Raw genomic sequence first — 21596 nt, 5'->3', positions numbered from 1 at the left:
AAACATGTCTAATGCCACATTTATAATAAGGAGTTAAATGAACATGTCTCATAATAATAAGAATGTCCGGATTGTCAGGGTAAAGAAAAAGAAATTACGGAAAAAAGTTCTATTTGTTTTAATCCCTCTTCTCATTGCTTTCCTAAGTATAGTTGGCTACGGTGCTTATTTATATACAAAAGCAGACACCGTTTTATCTGATTCCTATGTAGAAGTTGAAAGGGAAAAATCCCCATTAAGAGACGCTGAAATTGATCCGAATATTGATAATGTCTCCGTACTCATCATGGGTGTGGATTCTAATGATCACCGTGACAATGCAGAAAGTGCGCGCACAGACGCTTTAATGGTTGCAACATTTAATAAAGATGATAAAAGTATTAATATTGTAAGTATTCCTAGGGACTCATTAGTTTATATTCCTGAAGTTGGTTACGAAGATAAAATTAATCATGCACATTATTTCGGCGGTACAGAAGCAGCTATTGAAACAGTCGAGAATCTGTTGGATATCCCAGTTGACTATTATGTAAAATTAAATTTCCATGCATTTGTTGATGTAGTTGATGCATTAGATGGAATTACCGTAGATGTACCTTACGAATTCAAGGAATCCAATTCCATGGATAAACGAGATTCAATCCACCTCTATCCAGGTGTCCAAAATGTAGACGGGGAAGAAGCACTTGCACTCGCAAGAACAAGAAAGCTTGATAATGATATTCAACGTGGTATAAGACAGCAAGAGATTATAAAATCTGTCATTGATAAAGCAACATCTGTCAACTCAATCTTAAATTATGATGATTTACTCGAAGCTGTTGGAGATAACCTTGTAACGAATATGACCTTTAGCGATATAAAAACATTTATTACTTACGGAACAAGTGGAGGTAAGCTAAAAGTCGATACCTATACACTAGAAGGGACCGACTATCAACCAGGCGGTGTTTATTACTGGGCACTGGATTACCCAGCATTGGAAGAAACAAAAATGCTGTTAAAAGATCATCTAGAGCTCCCAAATGCCATTGTAGATAATGACGATAATGACGATAATGACGATAATGACGATGGCTGGATACAGGAAGATGCAGCTACGAATGAAAGTTATTAAGACAAATGCAGCCAATCACTTGGATGATTGGCTGCATTTTTTATATTTCCTTTGTTAATTCCCTTATAATCATTTGTTGATAGTTTCGGATTGCTTCGGACTGACCATGATATGGTTCCTTAAGAACAGGAGTCTCAAGCAAACCTTCATAACCGGGATAATTATAAATAATGGTGTTTTTTATATCTGTTATGTTTTCATTTGCAGCAAGTTTTATATTTATCTTTACTAGCCTCGCAACGTTTTCTAGATCAATGAACTCTTCTTGCAAATAACTCCGCTGTTCACCCGTTGGATCATTAATGATAGTATTTAGCTTAGCCCTTGCCGTTATCGCTTCATCCATAACTTCTTCCCACCTACCAGCATGTTCACCCAAAAGGAGTTCATAAAAATACAACGTTCTCGCTTGATTATATTTGATAAATCCTTCCCAGATCATATCAGACCCACTAGATTCTATTGCTTGGTCAAAAGATGCCAACGCTTCTTCTAGATAGATGGAAAGCAACTCTATATTTCTTTCGTCCAGGCTTTCTTTTGAATATTTATGTAATGTACGTAAAGATTGAATAGATAATAGATCATATTCTACAATATCTAACATCTCACGGATGAGTTTCATCGCCTTTTTTATTGTAAAATAAACCTAAATAATTGTAGTAAACTGTTTTCGTTACGGCATTCTTCAACATGGAACCACGTACGGAGAGCAAGGGAATTGTATTATCTGTCTTTTCGATGGCGATCAACTGCTGATATTTCATAACAGCAGTGATTAATTTAACTGTCTCCTCAATTAAATTCAAATTACCTCGACTGATTTCTGTCAGCTTATTCTTTCGTCTAATGATTTGATCGAGGAGTGCTTCTATCCGTTCAATATTTTTCTTCTTTTCAGTTCCTCCCTTGTACAGTAATGGGAAGATAACAATGAGATCAATAAAATGCTGGAGGTTATTCGCAAATTCTACTGCAGTCTTCGATTCTATCTTAAATCTATTATGTATTAGTCCTTGTACACTAAAGAATCTAGCCTTACTAGATGGCTAGATTCTTAGATTTACTTATTTACTTATATTGTACAAAATTAAACTTAAGTACAGGGTTAACTAATATGTCTCGATGTAATTTCTTTAAATTGCTAATTTGCTTTTCAGCCCATCGAATATCTGTAGCGTATTGGTGCGTTGCAGATCCGTGACGAGCCATACCTTCTGGATTCCAGCGCATCTTATACAAGGTATTTTGATTATAGTCGTTATGAATATAATAATCACCTATAAATTTCGCGCCGCCTACAATTGCTTTGTAAGGTGTATCCCATCCTTCTTCATACGCTCTCTCTGAACCACATTTTTCTGGACAAGAGTCTACCGCGCCAATACCGAACATATTGTAAACCTTCTTACCATTTACGGTAATTCCATTGGAGAGCTTTGATGTTCCATTGCCAGTTTCCAATAATGCATGGGACAGCAAATATAGCTCATTGATATTGTGCTTTTTTGCTGCATCAATGAATGCTTGCCCTGTACCTGCGAGAATACCTTTTCCTTGGAGATATTTATTCAGTTCTTTAGCTGTAGCACCAACTGTTGACGATAAGTCTAAGTGCTGGAACTCATCAACATCTTTATTCATGGGATCAAGAAACTCTAACGTATCCGATTCAGTAGCGTTTCTCCAAGCATCATAAGGAACTTGTAACCATGTGCCCTTTTTCCCAATTACCTCAAGTACTTTTCCTTTACTCAATGAACCATATTTATGAGAGTTTGCAGTAGCTTGTGCTCTTACATTCAAATTGCTTGCTGTAACGATGGCCATTTGAACTTTCTGTTCGTTCACAAGAGAATTATGAACATAGCTGTTTTTACCGTTATACCAAACTTTATACCATTCTGTACTTCCATTTACTGTCGAACCTTTTACTTTTTCGAGTACGACCAATGTAGTATTTGGTCCTACTTTATGGTTAATTGTGGCCGTTGTATTTGCCTTAGATCTTAAATTAACATTGGAGCTTGAAATCGTTGTTCCTTTATGGCCAAGATTGACATAGCTGCTTGAAATATATGCAGGTTCGTTTCGATATTTATCTGTTTGAGGGTTTGCTGCCATTTGTATCCTTAAGGCTTCTTCCAGTGTAATATTATAGTGAGAAACCTGCATAGATTCAAGCTTTTTCTCCACTTCAATTTCTAGTTTATTTAATGTAACTTCATCTACCATTCCATTGACTTTTAAATTGTGATATTTTTGGAACTCTGAAACTACTTTCGCTGTGATAGAACCATATACAGAGGTAGGATTTGACCAATTTGCAAAACCAAGTAGTGTCAATCCTTCTTTTATTTTTATGATATGTGGTCCACTATCACCAGGTTGATAAGCTGTTGATAAAATTTGTTCAATTTTAGATAATACTTCATTATCCGCAACACCAGTTTCATTTAAGTCATAGTACGACTGGAATTCTTTAACCACATTCACTGTGACGGAACCATAAAATTGTGATGGATTTGACCAATTTGCAAAGCCTAATTTTACTAAGTCTTCTTTAAGTTTTACAACCGGTTCTCCACGATCACGATTCTTATATGGCGGGTTTAGCACCTCAGCAATTTTATTACGTGTAGTCTCATTAGCTTGTCCTGTAGCAGGAAGTCCATAATAACTTTGGAATTCACGTACTACATTAGCAGTAATATTTCCATAAACTTGACTAGGATTTTTCCAAGAAGCAAAGCCTAGCTTTACTAAGTCTTTCTTTAGCTCCACTATATGTTGCCCACTATCACCATTCTTATATTTACTTTCTAAAGTTAATAACTCTTCAATTTTAGCAAGCGTGCTTGATCCCGCAATACCATCCACCGTCAAGTTATTTTCTTTTTGAAATTTCTTTACAACATTTGCTGTAGCAGTACCATAAAATTGACTAGGATTTGACCAATTTGCAAAGCCTAATTTTACTAAGTCTTCTTTAAGTTTTACAACTGGTTCTCCACGATCACGATTCTTATATGGCGGGTTTAGCACCTCGGCAATTTTATTTCGTGTAGTCTCATTAGCTTGTCCTGTAGCAGGAAGTCCATAATAACTTTGGAATTCGCGTACTACGTTAGCAGTAATATTTCCATAAACTTGACTAGGATTTTTCCAAGAAGCAAAGCCTAACTTTACTAAATCCTGTTTTAATGCTACGACATGCTGTCCACTATCACCATTTCTATACTCATTTCCTTCTATTAGAGCCGTCTGTATTTTATTTAGTGTTTGTGTACCAGCAATCCCATCAATTGGTAGACCATAATCAGACTGAAACTTCTTTACCGTATTCGCTGTAATTTGTCCATAAAATTGACTAGGATTCTTCCAATTCGCATAGCCTAATTTCACTAGATTTTCTTTTATTTCAACAATCTGTACACCACGATCCCCTATTTTATATGGAGGATTAAGGACCTCCTCAATTTTAGCTCTAGTTGTTTCATCGGCGATTCCGGTTGGTGACAAATCATAATAGGCTTGAAACTCTGCCACAACTTTTGATGTAATCTGACCATAGGAAGGGGTCGGAGAACTCCATTTTGCAAAGCCCAACCGTACTAATTTACTCTTCAATTCAACAATGTGATCACCATAATCTCCTGGTGCATATTGTTGAACTGTGTTTAAAATTGCCCCTGTTGTTTCTTCATTCGGTCCTTCCTCTTCAGTCGATTCTTTCTCTGTTATTTCTTCTTTCATTTCCTCATCTACCGGTTCAGCATTTATTTCCTCATCCTGAACTTCATTTGTTTCTTCATTAGCTGATTCTTCTATTAAACTCTCATTATCGCTGGCAGTTTCTTCTTCACTATCTGCTTTCTCAGATTTGACTTTAATTTCATTCTCATCTAATAGAGGAGTTTGTTCCTCGGTCAAACCCTCATTATGTATTTCCGCCTTTTCTTCTGCACCTACTATTGAACTAAAGCTGAAAAAGACTAAGAAAACAATTGACATTATTAGACTTCTTTTTACCACTTTAGATTCACCTCCCTATAATTTTCTCTATTCTATATTATTATCGGCAACTCAAAGGATATTTTCAATAGTTTTGATAAATTCTATTACCCTATCGCATTTTGTTTAACTTCTTATAAAAACTCGACAATGGTTTTAAGCATTGTCGAGTTAAATTAGTAAGATATTTTAGTATTATTTTTTCTTTAAGTTAAAAGATTTAACAATTGCATCTGCTGTTATTTTTCCTAATTTTTCACGATAACTTTTGCTCTTCAATAGATTGTTTTCTTTACTGTTATCTATGAACATATATTCAAGGAGTAACGATGGCATTTCGCTTTCCCTGAGCACATGAAAATTAGCACGTTTTTTTCCCCGATCATTAATCCCATTGTTGGACTTAAGCCAGCTAGCAACGTGGTTATGGATATCATTTTGCCTATCACTGGTTTCTTTTGAAACTACACCGTTATATATAAATGATTCAAATCCATTTGCATTATAGTTGTGAGAGTTAGTATGTAAGCTTATAAAGAAATCCGCACCCCAATTATTAGCCATTCGTGTTCGCTCTTCTAAGGATATTGATACATCTGTCGTTCGTGACAACATAATCTCTATACCAGCATAACTACTAAGCTCCTGTGCTAATTTTAATGCAATAGATAACACGACATCTTTTTCATATAGCCCATAAGCAGTGGCACCTGAATCAAGACCGCCATGCCCCGGATCGATAAACACCTTTACTGTGTCTGATAGAGCATCCTCCATCTTTTTAAGCGTCGCTAATCCGGCTATTCCATCGACCGTTAAACCATTAGCACGCTGAAAGTCCTTTACAACCTTCTCCGTTGCAGAACCATAGAATTGACTTGGATTGGACCAGTTAGCATAACCTAGCTTCACTAGATTTTCCTTTAATTTTATAACCGGCTGTCCTCTATCTCTGTTTTGATATGGTGGATTTAAGACTGCTTTCATCTTATTTCTTGTCGCTGAGTCAGCTATTCCTGTTTCTGTTAAACCATAGTACTTTTGGAAATCCTTCACGACATTTGCTGTTATTTGACCATATACTTCAGTAGGATTAGACCACTTTGCAAAACCCAACTGCACTAGGTCCAGCTTTAATTCTACTACGTGAGGACCTCTATCTCCATTCATATATCGAGAGGTTAACAATTCATTTATTTTAGATAACGTGCTAGAACCAGCTATTCCATCGACTATTAAACCATTAGCTCGCTGAAATTTCTTTACCACCTTCTCCGTTGCAGAACCATAGAATTGACTTGGATTGGACCAGTTAGCATAACCTAGCTTCACTAGATTTTCTTTTAATTTTATAACCGGCTGTCCTCTATCTCTGTTTTGATATGGTGGATTTAAGACTGCTTTCATCTTATTTCTTGTCGCTGCGTCTGCTTTTCCCGTTTCTGTTAAACCATAGTATCTTTGGAAATCTTTTACAACATTTGCTGTTATTTGACCATATACTTCAGTAGGATTAGACCACTTTGCAAAACCCAACTGCACTAGGTCCAGCTTTAATTCTACTACGTGAGGACCTCTATCTCCATTCATATATCGAGAGGTTAACAATTCATTTATTTTAGATAACGTGCTAGAACCAGCTATTCCATCGACTATTAAACCATTAGCTCGCTGAAATTTCTTTACCACCTTCTCCGTTGCAGAACCATAGAATTGACTTGGATTGGACCAGTTAGCATAACCTAGCTTCACTAGATTTTCTTTTAATTTTATAACCGGCTGTCCTCTATCTCTGTTTTGATATGGTGGATTTAAGACTGCTTTCATCTTATTTCTTGTCGCTGCGTCTGCTTTTCCCGTTTCTGTTAAACCATAGTATTTTTGGAAATCTTTTACAACATTTGCTGTTATTTGGCCATATACTTCAGTAGGATTAGACCACTTTGCAAAACCTAGACGAACAAGTTCTTGCTTTAGCTCCTTCACATGAGGGCCACTATCACCAATATCATACAATGATTTTGCACTTACAGATTTAACCGCAGACTCATCTATTTCACTTTCGTCTTCATCACTGACAACTTCCTTATTTTCTTGTTCCATATCAGATTGTTGATCACTCTTTTTTTCTTCTTCGTAAATATTCGTTTCCGTAATATTTTCTTTTTCTTCTATTTCATTATTCGGATCAATCGAATCTTTATCTTCAATGATTTCTTGTTCATGTTTCTCTTCTGAAGTCGCTTTATCAACTATGTCCTCTTCCTGATCAACCTGATTTTGTAGAGTAGATTCTTCAGCTATTTCACCTTTAGCTGGATTTTCTATTTGTTCAACCTCTTCTGCAGACACATTTTGAATGGTAGGATTAAACGAAAACACCAAGATAAGTCCCAGTGCAAAAGTAGTAGTTTTTATTTTTCTCAACTTTTCACCTCCTAAATTTCTATTACATTATCTAGTATCAGTGATAAAGCATCAAAAATCAACAGTTTTACCCATTTTTTTCACTTTATTCCAATAAAAAAAGGACTTATCTGAGTCATAAGTCCTTATATGGCTTTAAATTTATGCTACTTAAATAGCCTTCTTAAATTTCTAAATGGTTTCGTTACAATCCATGATTTACTTTCTAAGATATTTTCATACTTTCTCTCAAATTGCTCTCTGGTGAGTCTTTCATCACTTAATTCTTTTTGCAATATTTTATTTCTTTTTTCTAATTTCTTTTGTCTTTCTAAAAGTGAATCTAGTTCTTGTTGTATTCTTTTATTTTTTTCTTTTTGTTTATTTAAATCATCTTTTTGCTTTTTTTGTAATCGATTTAGATTATTTTTATCTCTAATCAAGGACTTATTAGTAGACTTTTCTATTGCTAGAGATTTATATAATTCTTGCAGTCCATCTCTTTTAATTTCAAATCCAACTTTAACAGGCTTTCTCCAATCTTCTTCTTCAACATTCTCAATTTCAACGTTGTTAAGAGAATAAATATGATCCATGACCCTCTTTACGATATCAAGATCGTAGTGCGCTAAAACAATTTCCACTGAGTTTGTTTCTAACTTTTTAATATAGCCATATACGCTATTCTGCATTGATATTCTTCTAACATTCCCCATAAATGTTGCATTTAAGTTTTTTCCTATTATGCTAATCTTTTTTCCAAAGTATTCTTTTAGATTATTCGGAGGGAGTAATTGTAATTCTTTAGTAGTGATATTATTTAAGGCTCCTATAACATTTTCAAAATCAAAATAAAGATTTGACTTTTCTCCATCAATAGATTCTGGGAAATAATAATCTACAATGTGTTTAACGACATCTCTAGATTTTCCTTCCATTGGAAACACGTGTAATCCTATCATAGGTTTTGTATTTATCTCTATAATCGTGGGAGCCCCAGTTTCTATGTCTACTAACATGTCTAAACCACAAATATCTAAACCAGGTATTGATTTAGCAGCCTTTTGAGCCATGTCTATCTGCGTGTCTGTTAGGCTATCCGTTACATCAATGGAATCTCCCCCAGTGGATACATTACTATTGTTTCTCAATAAAATCTTTTCTCCCTTTGATGGGATACTTTGCATATTATAACCACAGCTTTTCAGATTATTTATTATTTCTCTATCTATTTTAATAGTCTTGGAAGAAAGTGCCGGATTATCTTTTCTCGCTTTATTTTTTTGGTTTATTAGGGTTTCAACAGTATCTCTTCCATTTCCAACTATGTTAGCAGGAATCCTATTAACAGCAGCCAATACTTTACCATTTATTAGGAAGACCCGATATTCCGTCCCTGGGATAAATTCCTCAACGATAAAATCTTTATAATTCAATTCTTCCGTCAAATGCCATAAAGCCTCTTTTAGCTCTTTCGCATCGGCTATATTGGAGAATACACCTTTTCCAGCATTTTGATCACTAGGTTTTAAGACCACAGGATAGCCTATTGTTTCAGCAAAGGATACCACATCCTCTTCTTTCACGTCCTTAAAAAATCTCTTACCCTGTGGTACTTTCACACCTAATTTTGTCATAAACTGTTTAGTCAAATCTTTATTATTACAGATTTCAAATGCTTCCTTGCTTAATTTATTGCCTCTGGATGATTCAAATTGGTATTCTTTCCCACCATAATTCAGTGAATACCTTATTAGGTTTTTATTATCCGGATTATCTTTATTAAAAAAGTTTATAGTTATTCCTCTACGCCAAGCTTCGAGTGAGATTAGATACATACTAAGTCTGTTCCCATACCCCTTCAATGGGACAGCCTCTTCCAAATGATTTAGCCACGTCCTATTTTCATCCATTATCAAATCATCTCCGTATCTATAAACTTCCTATATTTTCATTACTCTTCTCTCTTATTTCCCCTTTATCTTATCAAGCACAGTTCGAACAGGAGATGTATATCTCCACATTCTGCTTGTTTCAATTTGAGTAAATTTCTTTTTAAAATAATCTCTCTCTTTTTCCAAAACAATTGTATCCTCTTCAAGTTCTTTAATTTCCTCTTTACTAAGAGTTTTATTGATTTCGAATCCGATTTTTACTGGTTTATCAAAGTTTTCTTCAATAATATTAGTTATTTTAGCTCTTCCATTACCCTTTTCACAAATCTCCTTAAAATTGACTACATCTTCCTTTTTAGGTGATGCAACAACAATGGCAATACCCCCATCTTCCAAGTCCTCCATAAAACCATTCAGTCTATGAAGTAAAGCTTGCCTCTTTATCCAAACTTTGTAACCAACTTTTTGCAACTTTCCATATACAATATACTTTTTGCCAAAGACTTTTCCCGTAGGCGCTGGACTCACATAGACCGTCTTAGCAGTTCTATTTATTAATGGCTCTAGAATGCTATTAAAGTCAAAGTATAAACTTGATTTTTCAACATCTTTCGTTTCGGGGAAATAATAATCAACAATAACCTTTGGTATGTCTTTTGGTGTTCCTTCAACAGGGAATAAATGGCCTCCTAAACCTGGTCGTGTATTAGCTTCAATGATAACACCTGATTTATTATCGCTGTCTACCATGATATCCATACCACTTACAGTTAATCCAGGAATAGCCTTTGTACCTTCAATCGCAATTTTTTTTAGCTCGGGAGAAATTACATCCGTTAATTCTATAGAATCTCCACCTGTAGAAAGGTTACTTGTTAACCTTAATTGAACCACTTCTCCTTCTTTTGGAATTGATTTCAAAGTATATCCCAATTCATCTAATAGATCAGTTACAGTACGGTCAATTTTAATCATTCTACTTTTTAAATGTGGATTTTTTCTTCTTTCTTCATTTTTTTCCCTTATCAATTCTCTAATTGTGCTTTTTCCATTTCCAACAATATGAGCTGGAACTCTATTCAATACGCCCACTACTTCATTATCAACCACTATAAACCGGAATTCATTACCTTGAACAAATGATTCTACAATTACTTCAGGATAATCTAATTCATGCCGAACATAAGATAATGCATCTTCTAGTTCTTTTTGGTTTTCAATATTTGAAACTACACCTTTTCCTCCATTTGCACTAATTGGCTTAATAACTAAAGGGTAACCCAATTTATTTGCATATTCAATTATTTCATCATTACTCACATCTTCCGAAAAACTCTTTCCTTCAGCAACTGGAACACCAGCTTTTTGAAGGTATTCTTTTGTAAGATATTTATTATCACAAATTTTGTATGCTAAATCTGTTGTTTTATCACCTTTCGAGGACTCGAATGTATGCTCCCTTTCATCGGAGCTCAGTGTATAGCGAATCCGTAATTTATTCTCAGGATCATCCAAAGTGAAAAACTTCAACTTTAATCCTCTTCTCCATCCTTCTAGAGCGATTGTATACAAACTTAATCTTTTTCCAAAACCAGCAGCCGGTACCGCATTAATTAAATGGGGTAACCAATTCTCTTTAATTTCTTTCATTATGTTCTTCCTCCTACTGCTTTAGATCCAACTTTATAGCTCATTAAACTTTAATCTAGATTCAATTACTTTTTATTACCCTTTTTATTCTCGTTAACAGTCTCCATGTATTGCTGTTTTTCATCTTTGTAATTTGAGAAGAAACCCTATTCAATTCTCTCTCAGCAATGGATAGTTCTTTTTCTAAATCCTTTATTTTTTCTTCTAATTCTCTTTTACTGAGCATGTGATATCCATCAATAAACTCGAATCCATATTGAATTGGTCTATTCCAAGGCTCTTCTTTTACTTGCATAATATATTTTTTAAGAATGTTATCATTTAATATTTCATAAAAACTTGCGATTTCTTCAATAGTCTCTCCAGCGACTACAAACTCAATCCAGTCTTGATCAAGCTTAGTCATAGAGCCTATCAGTTTTTTTTCAAACATTTTATTCCTTATCCAATTATAATATCGTATAGGTTCAAATATAGCTTTAACCAAGTATCTCTTTGTCTGCCATACATTTCTATTTATCTGTCCAATAGTTACTTCATTTAAACCAGTGTTATTCAAGACATCTAAAACTGTATTAAAATCGAAATATATATTAGAATCTGCTGTTTTTATATTCAGCGTTTCAGGAAAATAATAATCAATTAGATACTTCGGTATATCAACCGCTTCTCCGTCTAACGGAAATAAATGGGAGCCTAGGCCTGGTTGTGCATTTACCTCAAGTATGGAGCAATTTTCATTATTAATAATCATGTCAATACCACCATGAACAAGACCAGGTATTGATTTAATAACGTTAACTGCAGTTTCTTTGTGTGAATCAGTCAATAAATGTGTAACCTCAAAAGGTTCTCCGCCAGTTGAAATATTGCTCGTTTCACGTAAATAAATTAATTCATTATTTTTAGGTATATCATCCATAGAATATCCCATTTTTTTTAATCGTTTTGTTAAACTCGCATCAATTTTAATAGGTCTGTAATATAGTGTTGGTGTCTTTTTTCTGATTTCATTTTTCTCTTCAATTAGTTCCGATATGTTCTTTATTCCGTCCCCAATAATATGAGCGGGTTTTCTATGAACAGCGCTGAGAACTTTGTCTGCAAGAACATAAACCCGTACCTCTTTTCCTTCTACGTATTTTTCCATAATAATGTCTTGATAAGGAAGTTTTTTTTCGATAAATGTAAGGGCATCTAAAAGCTCTTTTTCATTTGCTAGGTTTACAAATACTCCTCTTCCTCCACTTGCATTGAGTGGCTTTAAAACGACAGGAAAATTTACCTCGTTAGCATAATCTAATATTTTATGGGAATCGGTTTGAATATTAAATTGTCTACCCATCGGAACATTTATTCCACTTTTATTTAGCAGTTGCTTTGTTTTAACTTTATCATGACATATCTGTACCGCTTCTTCGGTATTCAGATCCCCACAAGATCCAAAAAAATGATGGGTTTTAAAACTGTCGGATATTGAATATTTAATATCAAAAATACCATCAACTTTTGCTGTGTAAAAATTAACTAATAAACCTCGGCGCCAAGCTTCAAGAGCCAGCGAATACATACTTATTCTATTTCTTTTAGCTGCATTTGGTATGGTATCGATTAATTGCGGTAACCATACATGATAATTCTTTCCCATATCTAAAACTTCCCTTGGTTTTTACCAAATAATTAATTTCGTTTCATTGTTTTTAACAATTTCCTTGCCGGTAGCGTTAATCTCCAACTCTTGCTTTTCTCCATCCAGCTTAACTTTTGCTGAGTTTTCTTAAGTTTTGTTTCTAATTCATTATTTCTATTTTTTACCTTGCTAAGCTCTTTTTTTAATTTATCAATATTGCCTGTAGAAGTTTTTATTTCAAAAGCAGCTTTTACAGGATTATCCCACTTAGTGACACGTACCTTTTCTACCCTTATTTTTTTTGACTTTTTAGTTTCAACATTTTCAATAAATTTATTGACATTCTGACTTGTACCAGCAATAACTATTTGGACATTCCCATTTTTAAGGTTTTTAACAAAACCATTTAACGCAAAACCTGTAGCTGTTCTTTGAACCCATTTTCTAAATCCTACTCCCTGCACTTTTCCAGTAACAATTAGTTTTTTCATGATTATTTCCTTTTTAGTTAGGGGCGGCACAATGATTTCTTTTGCAATTCCAGATTTTAATATTCTTGAGATTTCATCAAAATCAAAATAAAAATTATCGCCCTCGCGTCTCTTGGTTTCCTCAAGACTTTCAGGGAAATAAAAATCCACTATTGCCTTTGCTATATTTTTTGGAGTACCAACCCATGGAAATAAGCTGCCAATAATATTTGGACGGGAGTTTAACTCCAAAACATAGCGAGTATCTTTTTCTCGATCTATCATTATATCTACACCACATACTGTTAGTCCTGGTAAAGTTTTAGCTGCCTGTACAGCTAGTTTTCTATCTTCCTCTGTTAATTCTTCAGTTACTTCAGCTATTTCCGCTCCGTTTGAAGGAAAGGTATGTGTATCTAGGGTTATATTTTTACCTTCTTCTAAAATTGAATCTAGAGTTAAGTTTTGTTTCGCAAGATGTTCAATGACATCATCATTAATTGGTATCCTTGATCCGTTCATGTGAGGGTGATTTTTCCTCTCATCATTTTTGTCAGAAATTAATTCTTTAATAGTATTTTTTCCATTGCCTGTAACATTTGGTGCAATTCGTTTAAACGCACAAAAAACCTCATCGCCAATTACAAATAAGCGAGTGTCATCTCCTGTAACTTCTTGCTCTAATATGATTTCTTTATATCCCATTCGTCCACGCAGTTCTTTTAATGCTTCTTCAAGCATATCCTTATTCTGAATATCGGTAATAACACCTATTCCAAGACTAGCATTCGTAGGTTTTATTATTAATGGATATCCTAAATTTTGTGCATACTCCATAATATCCGTATCAGTATCCTTCTCATTGAAACTCCCTCCCTGAGGAGTTGAGACTTTATTTCGAATTAAAACTTCTTTTGTATCTGCTTTACTTCTTGTTATTCTCCTTGCTTTCTTAGGTACAATTTCTGCTAGAGATAATTGAAATGGTATTTCTTTCTCTTCACTTGCTAAAGCGTATCTAATTTTGACACGGTTTTTAATCAGTTTTGTATAAAATTTAAGCTGAAGGCCTCTTCGCCAACCTTCTAAAGCAATTGCAAACATGGTCGAATTCGGCCCATATGCACTCCGAGGGACAATATCCTTTAATTGATATAATAATTCTAATTCATAATTATCTTTAGTCGACTTCATTTGTATCTTCCCTTCGTATAAAAGTAATTGTAAATCATTATTAAATAACATTGTCGTTAATTGTTTTTAAAATATTTTCTTCATTAAATAACTTAATTGTCTCACAGGTCTCGTTATTTTCCAAAGTCGACTATTCAACATATCATTGTATAATTTGGAAGCTTTGTTCTTTTCTCTCACCATATTACTCAATTTCTTTTCGGATTGATGTATTTTGTGTATTAATTCTTCTTTACTATTCTGTACATAAAATCCAACTTTCACTGGCTGGTCGCACTCGGATAGTAATATATTTGTTTTATCAATACCCAAATTATATAGCGAACACAAAAAATCATTAATCAACTTTCTATCCAAACCTGTTATTACAATTTCTAATAAATGATCTAAATTACTTTCTTTTACATAGCCATATAAACCATATTCGATTGCTATTTTTTTTATCTCTGCAGTTAAGTTCTTCTCTTTAAATTGTTCATGAATGACAATTTTATTACAATAGTAATCTCCACTTTTTATAGACGCCACTCTTGTACATGTTGCTATTTTCTTTCTCAAAGGTTCTAATGCTTCTTCCAAATCAAAATAAAGATTTGGCTTTAGGCTTTTGTTTTCTTTTGACTCAGGAAAATAATAATCTATTATAGCTGATGGAACATCTCTCGACTTTCCAACCATAGGAAACAATATACCACCAAGTTGTGCAGTCGGGTTCACTTCTATTACAACTCCCGTGGAGTCCTCGTTATTTTCATCCCATATAACATCCACAGCCCCATGATCTAAACCCGGTATCGCCTTTATAGCGCGGACTGCAATATCTAAGATTTTTTCAGGTAATTCATCTAAAATGTCGATAGGATCACCACCTAAAGATACATTACTTTTTTCACTCAAATATAGTAACTGATCTTTGACAGGAATAAAATCTAAATCTAACCCACTATAGGATAAAAACCTTTTGATTTCCTCATTAACTTGAATAGGACAACTCACTAAACGAGGATTCTTAGCTCTTTCGTTATTTTTCTTTTGAATGAGTTCTGCAATAGTACTTTTTCCATCGCCTAACACGTTTGGAGGAATTCTATTGATAGCCCCTACAGCTTCATCACCAACGACGTAAATTCGAAACTCTTTTCCAAATACATGCCTTTCAACAAGAACTTCTTTGTATCCCAACTCATTCCTGACATAGGAAATTGCATCATTTAACTTTCCATCCTCAGTTATGTTTGTAATAACACCATTACCAAAACTTCCATCGAAAGGTTTAATCGCTACTGGGTATCCTATAGATTTCACATATTCTCTAATCACTTCATCAGAATCATGCTCTAAAAACTTTTCACCTTCAGGAGTACTTATACTTGCCGTTCTTAGCACTTGCTTTGTCCGTTCCTTATCTTTCCCAATCATAACGGCTTCATTAGACACTTTATCTCCTCGAGTCCGGAAAAAATAATGTGTTCTTTCCTTTGAACTTAAAGAAAATAGCTGTCCCGGCCGTTCCACAAACCAGGTTGTCATATCTTTAAATTTCTCCGAGTCCTTCACATGCCATCTAAGTGTAAGTCCTCTTCTCCAGCCCTCAAGCGCTATAACATATGCATCCAATAAGTTGCCATGCGCGTCTGCTACAATATCGCTGGACAAGTGTGAAAGCCATTCTGCATGATTCTCTTCCATCGGTTCTCCTCCTAATATATAAGAACACGTTCCTGTTATTCATTGATATTTTTGAGTAGTTGCTTATAATAGTGGAACTCTTTTCCACTTAGTAAATCCTGTTCCAAACGGGCTTCTGCTTCTAAGTAGAAGTCACCAAGCCATTTGTCTGTTGGGGTGTCAAATTCATCATAATTCCCCGGCTTTGGCGTCAATTCTCCAAAGACCAATTTCTCTTCGCCTCTTAGGAAATCAATTCGAATAAATGGCGCGGGTACTTCCCGGCTGATTTCTTCTGCCATCTTTATTTCCTCTTCGGTAATCCCTTTTCCATTGAAGCTGCTGTATTCGTATTTCCCGGTAGATACTCGCTCGCCGGTTGCCGTCCACCAACAATACTTCAGTTCTGGATAACGGACAATTTCTAAGACAATCCCTACTTTTCCATAGAAGCAATAGAATTTAACATCTCGAGCAGGTGTATGTGCTTTGGCATCTTCTGTAATTAGTTCTTCCACTAGCCAAGCATCCCTATCCACTCTACCTGCTTCTAGATCCCTTTCCATATTTCGACGCAGCACAGTAAAGTTTGGCACGGACTTTGCTTCTCGTACATCAATTATATCATCATTTCGATAGACAAGGTATACTCCCCTTGCTCCAGCCCCGTCAACCGGTTTAATGACTATATTTTCCCTCTCTTCTATTTCACTTAGCTTATATTCTTTTTCATCTATTCTTGGTGAGCTGATGTGTAACATATCCATGAACTGGTAGGCAATCTTTTTATCGTCAAGGATCATTTCAGGCAGTGAACCTGTAAGCTGTAATTTCCGCATTCTTGCTGTTAAACTCCCCCGAAAGGAAGCAGCTTGATGTAAAGAAACTTGCTCATCTGATAAAGCAGCCCGTACCATGAATTCGGGTATATCTTCTTGATTCAGACCTGTTAAAATTTTTTCATATACTGTTTTTTTATAAATCGGATTTTCATTTATAAATAATCTGGCCGCAGCTTGTAAAAATTGTTGGTGATTCATATCCCGTAACTCTTTCGCTGCAATCATCTTATCGAGATGTTCGATTAAAGATCCATCCTGTTTCTTTTCCTGAGCCATACGCCAGATAGTTTGGTAATCTATTTTTTGATTACTGAACTCCATATTTCTCAGTTTCTCTTTGATATGATGCAACTCGGTTTCAAGCATCGCAGTTTGGAGTTCAAGTTCCTTTATATATGCTTCTCTTTCCGTTTTGCCAGAGATGAACTTTCTTGCCTTCCTTGTTTTCCTCCAGGAGTTACTATTTTTCATCTGTTTGATTTTCTTTTCACAGCCTTGAATTTCTGCTTCGAGCTTGTCCGCTTCAGCTTCTCGCTTTATTAGCTCTTCAATGAACTCCTTTGTCACAGGGGAAATATGCTCATCCTTTACCGGTGTGTGCGTTGTTTCTTTATCCTGCTCATTCGTCATCGTAATCCCCTCGGTTCCCTAGCTTATATTGATTCTGTTCCGTTTGCCAGTCGTCGATATAATTTGCGATGGTTGTCTCCGTTATATCATCTTCAAACCAATTTTCCTTTGATAAGCGGATGGATCGTAATTCTCTCAAATGATTTTCTAATAGATTTTCTCTTACTTTATTATTTAATGGATACCATGTACTCGTTGTCTTCCCATAACTTTCAATTTTTCGTGCACAAGGACGCAATCTATATTTAACTTTAGCATCCCTTGGCGCTTGTGTTACAATTACATGAATTACCTTTGCTGTCACTTCAGGAATATATTTCTGCTCCTCGCTGAAAATCCCTGGGTGATTCACAAGAAGAATATCGCAGTTGATAGATTCCCCGTAGACGAGCATTTGAATGTTATTTCCATCGATATATTCTCGGACGGATGGATGGATTTGTTGCTTTGCTTTTAGGTCATATACTCCCATTTGCACAAGACCTACTCGCTTATCCCGCTCCTTCATTTGCTGGAGAAAGCGTCCCAGATGCGCTTCAATTTCTTCACGGAAATCACATACAATAACAAAATCAACTTGACGTTCGCCATTTATATCTATCTCACGTTGCGGCCACATTGGTTCTGGTACAGGGAAGGGCCGTTCTGTTTGAGGGTATGGTATATACAAAGATGCTGCATGGTTATGGAACCAGTGCTGACTCTCTGCATATTCCTTTCTTATTCCTTTCAGATGGCCGTTATACCCGAATGCAGAACTTCCTGTAAGAGAATTTGCTGACTGCATTGGGAATGATAAAGGGCCTGTCTGTAAGTCAATCACTTTATCAGTCCCAAAAATCTTTATTAAACGCTTTTTAAATTCACTATCTGCTGCAAAACGTAGACTATCCCAATAGCCGGCGTTATTAAGCACAGGATCTTTCTTAAACATAAGGGACGACATGTTGGAAAAAATATACTGACCAGGCATTCCACGCCGATAGAACTTTAATTCCTCCGTTACCCTTGCGTGCTCACTCGTATTTGCAATTCGGTCCGGATTCTTCAGAAAGTCTTCTACCTGTACGGCAATCTTCTCTGGATGGGACCAATCATCTGCATCATTAATTGTTACTAGTTCTCCACTTGCTTGTTGTAAGGCAAGGTTTCTAGCAATGTATGGACCCCCATTTTCTCTCGCGGATAAAAATTGGACCCGGGAATCTTGTTCTGTATATTCTTTTAGCACACGAGCGGTCTGATCAGTACTGCAATCATCCACCGCAATTATTTCCAAATTGCGATAGGTTTGTTTTAGCAATGATTCGATCGCAATATGGATAGCTGCCTCTGCATTAAAGGCAGGAATAATGACGGTTACTTTCGGTCTATTCCTATCTGTTTGCTCCAACTGTTGCGTCGTTAATCTTTCATATAACGATAAATCTGTTTCAGGGGCTAATTCAATTGGGGCTAGTTTATACATTTTCAATGCTTCATTTGATGCCTTAATTCTTGCTTGTATTTCGTCTTCTAGATTAGCTAAAGCGAGATAAAGATCGGGATGTTTTTGCTTTCTTAATATTTGCTGGATTAACTTTTTACCGTCCGCTTTATTTCCTAATAAATCAAGTGCTTCTGCTTGCAGGATGGTACCTTTTCTTATAACTTCCTTTCTTGTCTCTCGCTCTAGCGCTATTTCCAAATAATGAAGGGTTAGTGTTGCTGTTTCTTTATTTAACTTATTTGCATACCATAAAGAAAGCTCCCAAGCGACAGCTTTCCGTAAGTAGCGATTTGATGTTTCGTGAAATAAGCTTTGAAGATCGGCAAGCACCTTTTCTTCAAAGCCATAATTGTATAAGTAGCTTTTATACTTCTTTAATCTATTGCTAGCATCTTTTAGTTTATAAGATTTGCTGTAAAGCTGCTTCAAGTTTCTTCTACCTAGTAAGTAAGCAGGAATAGAACGGGTGAATGAGATTATATTTCGCTTTGTCCTTTTCAAGCTGTCTGTGAGGTATTTGGCCTTTCTAAATTCCTGCTCAACTTGAGCATACTCTTCTCCAAGCTTCTTTAATTCCTGCTGCTTCCTTAGGATATCCGCATCTATTATTTCTCGGTATGTTTTCAGCTCTTCGTTGTTCGTGTTCTTATTCATCATTAACCCATCTTTCGTGAAACACTTGGTTGAGTTTAGGAGTTTCCGCTTGTGCAACACAAGCTTTTTCCACTTCAGAATCCACTGCATGCCAAGTAGCTTCCGATTGGAAATAGGTTGTAAGATTTTCTTTGTACACTTCGATATTTCCCTTTGTTTCCGTTGCGGTTAAAATAACAAACGTCTTCGTTGCGTTCACTTCTGGAACATAATGCTGTTTATCTTTGAGCACTGCTGCATCCATTATAAATAGTTTATCTGTCTTGATCTTCTCTCCATAAACAAGGAAGGAGACCTTTGATTCGTTAATTAAATTCCTGATTTCTTCTGTTAGGTTCGTCGCCTCTATCATATATTTATTCAATTGCACAATTCCAATTGTTTTCTTCGATTGTAAAGCTTGATCGAGTAGAGAGAGTAAGTGCTCATCTGGATCTCTAAAGTCACTAGCAATTACAAGATCTAACTGCCTAAACCCATTTTGCTTCTCTAGTCGGTTCGGCCACATCGGTTCAGGCACTTGGAATGGTCTTTCCATCATTGGATAGTCGTAATAAAGTGATTCAGCTTGCTGATGGAAAGCCTCCATCGCTTCCACATATTCTCTGCGCACTCCCATAAAAAAGCCGTTATAGCCAAAAGCCGAACTTGCAGTTAACGATGTAACAGATTGCCTTGGGAGTGATAGTGGTCCTGTCTGTAAATCGACATAACTCTGCCTACCAAATGCTTGGAGGAGACGACGCTTAAACTCACCATCTGCAGCAAAGCGAACACTATCCCAATGACCAATTTTCTCTACTACTTGTTTACGTCGGAACATAATGGAAGACATATTTGGGAAAATATATTTACCAGGTGTACCACGGCGATATAATTTCAAATCCTCCGTTAGTCTGGCATGTTCCGAAGTATTTGCAATGACATGTTGATTCTCCATTAAATGCGTTACTTGCCGTTCTATCTTTTCTCTGTGTGACCAGTCATCCGCATCATTAATTGTGATATATTCTCCTGTGGCGTGCTGTAGTGCAATATTTCTCGCAATATATGGCCCACTGTTTTCAGGAGTCGTTAACAATTTTACTCGCTCATCTTTAGCCGCATATTCTTGAATAACAGCAGCTGTACGATCTGGACTACAATCATCAACAGCTAATAACTCGATATTCTGCCATGTTTGTGAAAGGATCGATTCTATTGCAACACGTACTCCCTCCTCCGCCTTAAATGCAGGAAGGATAACAGATACCTTAGGGCCATCCGTAATCTGTCTATCCATTGCTTTTGTTTCTAAATCATCATATTCTGGTTGCTTACCGTTAGCGGAAAAATAGATTGATTGAAGCCCATAGGTATTCATTGCTTTATTGATCCACTTGAGCCGTTCTTCTATTTTCTCTTCCATGTTAGCAGCAGCAAGGTAGAGATCTGCATGTTTTTGGAGCGCAAGCATTTCCTGAATGACTTGCTTTCCTTGCTCGATACGCCCAGTTGCTTCCAAGCATTCCGCTTCCAATATTGCTATTCTTCGCAACTGGTGGATATCTTTTTCATTATCTCTTGCTGCCTCTATATAATCCAGCGCATGCTTAGAACCTGCTTCTGTGTTTTGATTCGCATGCCATAATGTTAATTCCCATGCGGCAAGCCGTTTGAGCTGGGGATCATCTATCGTCTGATAGTAATGTACCAAATCAGCGTACGCTCTATCTGTAAATCCTAAATTATATAGTTGGTATTTAATTTGTTTCAGTTTTTTTCTTTGGGCCTGTTTCTTACCGAATAGAGCCTTTTTTATCTTTTGCTTTTGTTCAGCTGAAAACTTATCCGTCAAATTTTTTCTTTGCGTTTCACTTAGTACGGAGTATATAAACCAATCTACTGGGCCAAAGAATATTTTTTTTATCGTTTGTTTCATTTGTTCATCACCAAGC

The 21596-nt window shown here is 35.7% G+C and carries 13 protein-coding genes; 1 reads left to right on the top strand and 12 read right to left on the bottom strand.

Annotation, left to right across the window (positions count from 1 at the left end):
- Positions 1-43: 43 nt before the first annotated feature.
- Positions 44-1117 (top strand): LCP family protein, encoded by a 1074-nt coding sequence (locus tag GN217_RS00830; RefSeq protein WP_156854365.1) that lies wholly within the window; start codon positions 44-46, stop codon positions 1115-1117.
- Between the two features lie 40 nt (positions 1118-1157).
- On the opposite strand, the gene GN217_RS00825 is transcribed toward GN217_RS00830, so the two are convergent.
- The 12 genes from GN217_RS00825 to GN217_RS00770 form a co-directional block, all read right to left on the bottom strand.
- Complete coding sequence (locus GN217_RS00825; RefSeq protein WP_156854363.1) at positions 1158-1724, bottom strand: hypothetical protein; 567 nt, start codon at positions 1722-1724, stop codon at positions 1158-1160.
- 1 nt (position 1725) lies between these two features.
- Complete coding sequence (locus tag GN217_RS00820) at positions 1726-1884, bottom strand: hypothetical protein (protein WP_156854361.1); 159 nt, start codon at positions 1882-1884, stop codon at positions 1726-1728.
- A 304-nt stretch (positions 1885-2188) separates the two neighbouring features.
- A complete protein-coding gene (locus tag GN217_RS00815; protein WP_198042542.1) occupies positions 2189-5131 on the bottom strand; it encodes a peptidoglycan-binding protein in 2943 nt (980 codons plus the stop codon).
- A 195-nt stretch (positions 5132-5326) separates the two neighbouring features.
- Positions 5327-7558, bottom strand: coding sequence for a peptidoglycan-binding protein (locus GN217_RS00810; protein ID WP_156854357.1), 2232 nt, complete (start codon positions 7556-7558; stop codon positions 5327-5329).
- Positions 7559-7704: 146 nt separating this feature from the next.
- A complete protein-coding gene (locus tag GN217_RS00805) occupies positions 7705-9450 on the bottom strand; it encodes an ATP-grasp domain-containing protein (RefSeq protein WP_156854355.1) in 1746 nt (581 codons plus the stop codon).
- A 54-nt stretch (positions 9451-9504) separates the two neighbouring features.
- The gene (locus GN217_RS00800) at positions 9505-11082 is read right to left on the bottom strand and encodes an acylphosphatase (protein ID WP_156854353.1); all 1578 of its coding nucleotides are present in this window, start codon (positions 11080-11082) and stop codon (positions 9505-9507) included.
- A 61-nt stretch (positions 11083-11143) separates the two neighbouring features.
- Entirely contained in the window at positions 11144-12730 is a 1587-nt protein-coding gene (locus GN217_RS00795; protein WP_156854351.1) for an ATP-grasp domain-containing protein, read from the bottom strand.
- A gap of 32 nt (positions 12731-12762) precedes the next feature.
- Positions 12763-14376, bottom strand: coding sequence for an acylphosphatase (locus tag GN217_RS00790; RefSeq protein WP_198042541.1), 1614 nt, complete (start codon positions 14374-14376; stop codon positions 12763-12765).
- A 66-nt stretch (positions 14377-14442) separates the two neighbouring features.
- Entirely contained in the window at positions 14443-16065 is a 1623-nt protein-coding gene (locus tag GN217_RS00785; protein ID WP_156854347.1) for an ATP-binding protein, read from the bottom strand.
- 35 nt (positions 16066-16100) lie between these two features.
- On the bottom strand, positions 16101-17516 hold the full coding sequence (locus GN217_RS00780) for an ATP-grasp fold amidoligase family protein (protein WP_156854345.1): 1416 nt from the start codon (positions 17514-17516) through the stop codon (positions 16101-16103).
- The gene (locus tag GN217_RS00775) at positions 17506-19662 is read right to left on the bottom strand and encodes a glycosyltransferase family 2 protein (RefSeq protein WP_198042540.1); all 2157 of its coding nucleotides are present in this window, start codon (positions 19660-19662) and stop codon (positions 17506-17508) included. The genes GN217_RS00780 and GN217_RS00775 overlap by 11 nt, the downstream gene beginning before the upstream one ends.
- A complete protein-coding gene (locus tag GN217_RS00770; protein ID WP_156854341.1) occupies positions 19652-21580 on the bottom strand; it encodes a glycosyltransferase family 2 protein in 1929 nt (642 codons plus the stop codon). Before GN217_RS00770 ends, GN217_RS00775 begins: the two co-directional genes overlap by 11 nt.
- Positions 21581-21596: the final 16 nt, after the last annotated feature.

Origin of the sequence: Oceanobacillus sp. AG (genome assembly GCF_009746545.1) — a bacterium.
GTDB classification, from domain to species: Bacteria; Bacillota; Bacilli; order Bacillales; family Amphibacillaceae; genus Oceanobacillus; species Oceanobacillus indicireducens.
The sequence above is the reverse complement of the archived record's forward strand: the minus strand, read 5'-3'. Positions and strand labels throughout refer to the sequence as shown.